The sequence below is a fragment of the Actinomyces sp. oral taxon 849 str. F0330 genome, assembly GCF_000239715.1.
GTDB classification, from domain to species: Bacteria; Actinomycetota; Actinomycetes; order Actinomycetales; family Actinomycetaceae; genus Actinomyces; species Actinomyces johnsonii.
The window spans coordinates 201574-205633 of record NZ_JH470353.1; the positions used below are offsets into that span (position 1 = coordinate 201574).

Here is a 4060-nt window from a genome sequence, read left to right on the forward strand (position 1 = left end):
ACGGTCCGGATTTCCTCTCCTTTGAGGGGCGACCCGCGGTGGGCGGTGGTGATAGGCCTCGAAGAACCCGGGCTCTGTCTCGAGCTCATCGCTCGTCTCCAGCAGGTTTGGCGGCAGCGGCATGGACTCTTTGAAGTACTTGGAGTTCTGCCCGCCGCTGGCGGCCCACACCGCTGGAGGATCCTCAAGGTGTCGTATGAGTACCTGCGGGCTCTGGTCCTGGGCCCCGGTTTCCTGTGACTAAGTGAGCGCTTGGCTGCGGCCACCAGGCGTCGGCGCGCGCCCTCCTGGCTCCAGCCGGTGACTGTGCGATCTCATCGAGGAACTCCCCTTCTTCGAGCTTCGAGGCCTTCGCGTAAGCCCTGGCGTACCTGCCTGTGATCTCGGTCCTGGCCTGCACCAGGCACCTCCCATGCCCACCACGGTTCACGGACTTCGCGGACAGTTCTCAGCGAGGCACCGAGCCTCCTTCTCGGGCACCCTTCATGAGCTTCGTCGCAAGGTTGACAGAAACCGAAAATATCTTATAATCAACTAGACGATGAGTCTGAAAACTAGGTCTAGCAAATTCTGAATCGAGGCGTCTCTTGTCGAAGCAACTAAAGGTCGGCATTCTCTCATTTCCGTGGACCATCCCCGCCACCGCATATGGCGGCATCGAAAGAATGATCGATCATTTATGCAGAGGATTAAAAGCGCGAGATGTAGATGTTTATCTTTGGTCCGCCACAACGTCTACCTGTCCTGTAAATCGAAATGCACTTTATGAGGGAATTGAAAATTTGAATGGATGGCATAGCGCCCCTATGGAACTTAACCATGTTCTTGCAGGATATGAGTGGTTTCAGGATAAGCATGTGGACATCGTTCATGACATAACATTTTCTGGCCCTCTTGTTGGCCCCTCTCTTACCAATATCCCAATTGTAACCACCAATTACCTTCCATTTGACCCCCCAAAACCTGAGCTTGGTCACAGCTGGCCCGACCTATCTAGGATCTATAAAGTTGCCTCTCAAAATGCGACTGTATTAGCAATTTCTCATTCTCAAGCTAACTGCGCTCAAGGATGGCAACCAAGGACCATTTTACTTGGCGTAGATGTAAGTTCGATTCCGTTTGGTGATGGATCTGGCGATTCAGAAGGAACTTATGCCGCTTTCTTTGCACGAATGAGCCCAGAAAAGGGCGCACTCACAGCTATTGAAGCAGCAATGGCTGCCGGTATCCGCTTAAAAATCGCAGCAAGAGTTATTGAACCCCACGAAATAGACTACTTTCATGAAAAAGTAAAGCCTCTTATTGATGGTGATCAAATACAGTTTGTCGGAGAATTATCTTTGGAACAAGGATACCGTTTCTTGGGGAAAGCATGCGCTTTGCTTCATCCAATAGCATGGCCCGACACTTTTGGTACATCAACAGTAGAGGCTCTTTGTTGCGGTACTCCAGTGCTTGCCTTGCGAGAAGGCGCAGTTGACGAAGTAATCGATGATGGGATCACGGGTGCAATTTGTTCGAATATGAGCCAGTTGGCAGGCCAACTGCGTGATTATGCAAAGTTTGATCGTGCAGAATGTCGGACAACAGCAGAAAGGAAATTTTCAAATGAACGAGTAGTGGATGAGCATTTATCGTTATACAAATTCTTAATCGAAAATAAATGAAACAAACATATTGTTGCAGCGCAAATAAATTATAGAAGGTCAACATGACGCCCCCTATCGTCTCGATTATTATAGTTAACTGGAATTCAAGACATCTGTTAGATCAATGCCTTAATTCTTTATATAAAACAACAGAGATGAATATAGAAGTTGTTGTCGTTGATAACGGCTCCAAAGACGGATCGATTGAGTATTTGCGGCAATGCTGGCCTGAAGTGAAAAGTGTTCCTTTAATGTGGAATCATGGTTTTGCTGCTGCTAATAATATTGGTTTCAAATACTGTCATGGGCGCTATATTCTATTGCTAAATGTCGATACCATTGCGAAACCCACTATGGTCAGCGGATTGGTTGACTGTATGGAAAGACATCCGGAGGCAGGATGCGTAGGCGCAAGACACCTTAATCCTGATGGAACATTGCAATGGTCAATGGATGATTTTCCATCTGTGCTTAACGACACTCTGCGTTATACAGATCTCATCCGTCTACCTTGGATACAGGGATGGTTACGCCGCAAGTATCCGGCCTTCAGCGACCACGACATGGAGCGGGAAGTCGATTGGGTTAATGGAGCGTGCTTCATGGTTCGCAGAGAAGTTTTTGTTGATACCGGAGGTCTAGATGAGTATTTTTTTATTTACGCTGAGGAACTTGATTGGTGTGCTAGAATCTGGGAATCTGGGTGGACCGTGCGCTTCACTCCTCAGGCCGAAATGATCCACATCCATGGTGGATCGTTCGACACGACCGATGGGAAACGGACGATTTTGCTTTATCAAAGTTTGCGTCGCTACTACCGTAAACATTATTCTATACTAAAGTATAACGTCATTAATATAATGATAGGAATCAATGCGATCTGCAGAATCCTTGGAATCGCTATAATGCATCTAGCTTTTTCAGTAGGTTTAAAAACGAGTCAAAAAACTTGGGAGTTAATAACACAGCAAAAAACTCGAACAACATGGAAGGTAATGTACCGGACTTGGTGGAAAGTCATTTGGGTAAAACCAACCGATCCGATACGACCTTAATTTTATCCGTAATGATTAGTTATGTCCGCCGGTCGAGACTGTGCTCGTTGCTCATTTCGTACAACATGACACATTCCTTGCTCATATCTGAGTTGGCTCATTTAGTGTCGTGGTGGATGTTGTGGAGGGCTTGGGTGAGGTCGGGTGGGAGAGGGTCAGCGGCTGTGAGGGTGTGCCCGGCAATGTTGATGGTGATGGTGCGGTAGCGGCGTGCGGTGGTGATCAGGCGTCTGATGGACCAGCCGGTGGTGGTCTCCAGCCAGTGGGCCATGGCAAGGGCTGCAGTGACGATGGTCAGGTGGGCCTCGATGGACTGGCGCAGATGGTGGTAGATGGGGCGTGCTCGCAGGTCGGACTTGGACATGCGGAAGGACTTCTCGATGTCGTGTTCAGGCGGTGGTAGGCGCTGATGACTGTCTCGGGGTCGGGGTTGGGCAGGTTGGTGACGTAGCCCTTCCACCCGGCCAGGGTGCGGGCCCTTTTCTCCAGGTCGCGGTTGATGCTCCGGGTGGCGCCGGACAGGTGCACGAAGCGATTGCGCTTGACGGGGATCTTTCCTGCGACGGCTTTCTCGGCCTTGGCGACCTGGGTGTCGATCCCGCGTAGGGTGCGTCGGGCTCTGTCGGCGCTGTAGCGGTAGTAGATCCTGACTCATGACGCTGATGATGGTGTAGGAGCCTGCGTGGCGGTGACCCGAACTTGACTGACACCCCCGCCTGCCCCGGTGCAGGAGGGCTGTCCTGAGTCTGATCTGTCCTGTCCCGAGGCCTGTCCAGTTTTCTGTGTAAGCGTTTTATAGGTGGGGGTTGATTCGGTCGGGGTAGGCGGTGGCGGGGCTGGGCCAGGGCCCTTGCATCTGGTCGGTGGTGATCTGGACTGCTGGGTGTTTTTCGGACAGTGCTTGTTTGTGTTTCAGGCTGCTTTCGTTAAGTTCATGAGTTCGCGTTCGACCTCGTTCGGGGTGCGATACCCTAGGGCTGAGTGAAGGCGGACATGATTATATATCAGCTCGATCCACGAGGCAATATCACTGATCGCTTTACCCTTCGTGGGGTACACCATCCGGTGTACCCTCTCATTCTTGAGTGTGGCGTTGAATGACTCCGCCCACGCATTGTCCCAGCAAACCCCCGTATTCCCCACCGAGGGACGAATCCCATAAGACCTGAGATGATCCAGGAACCTCTGAGACGTGTACTGACTACCTCGGTCTGAATGAAAGACTGTCACGCCCCTGTCAACCGGGCACCTGCGTACCGCCATGTCAATGGCCTGGCGCACCAGGGAGGTGCGCATGTGGTCGGCCATCGCGTAACCCACGACCTTCTTGGTGCAGCAGTCCAGAACGGTCGCAAG

At 51.2% G+C, this 4060-nt stretch carries 3 protein-coding genes and 1 pseudogene; 2 read left to right on the plus strand and 2 right to left on the minus strand.

The annotated features are described in order from the left end of the window. The first annotated feature begins 587 nt into the window (after positions 1-587). Together HMPREF0975_RS14935 and HMPREF0975_RS14940 are read left to right on the plus strand one after the other, a co-directional pair. Complete coding sequence (locus HMPREF0975_RS14935; RefSeq protein ID WP_009233940.1) at positions 588-1667, plus strand: glycosyltransferase; 1080 nt, start codon at positions 588-590, stop codon at positions 1665-1667. Positions 1668-1711: 44 nt separating this feature from the next. Then, on the plus strand, positions 1712-2704 hold the full coding sequence (locus HMPREF0975_RS14940) for a glycosyltransferase family 2 protein (protein ID WP_009233941.1): 993 nt from the start codon (positions 1712-1714) through the stop codon (positions 2702-2704). 97 nt (positions 2705-2801) lie between these two features. On the opposite strand, the pseudogene HMPREF0975_RS16705 reads toward HMPREF0975_RS14940, so the two are convergent. After that, positions 2802-3349: pseudogene (locus tag HMPREF0975_RS16705) on the minus strand (IS1634 family transposase); the annotation flags it as partial. Positions 3350-3616: 267 nt separating this feature from the next. Beyond that, on the minus strand, positions 3617-4060 hold a 444-nt coding region (locus HMPREF0975_RS09485), incomplete at its 5' end, for an IS3 family transposase (protein ID WP_009233943.1).

Bases quoted from the DNA above. Each gene is read 5' to 3' on its own strand.
- HMPREF0975_RS14940 (WP_009233941.1), top strand. From the start codon at position 1,712: ATGACGCCCCCTATCGTCTCGATTATTATAGTTAACTGGAATTCAAGA.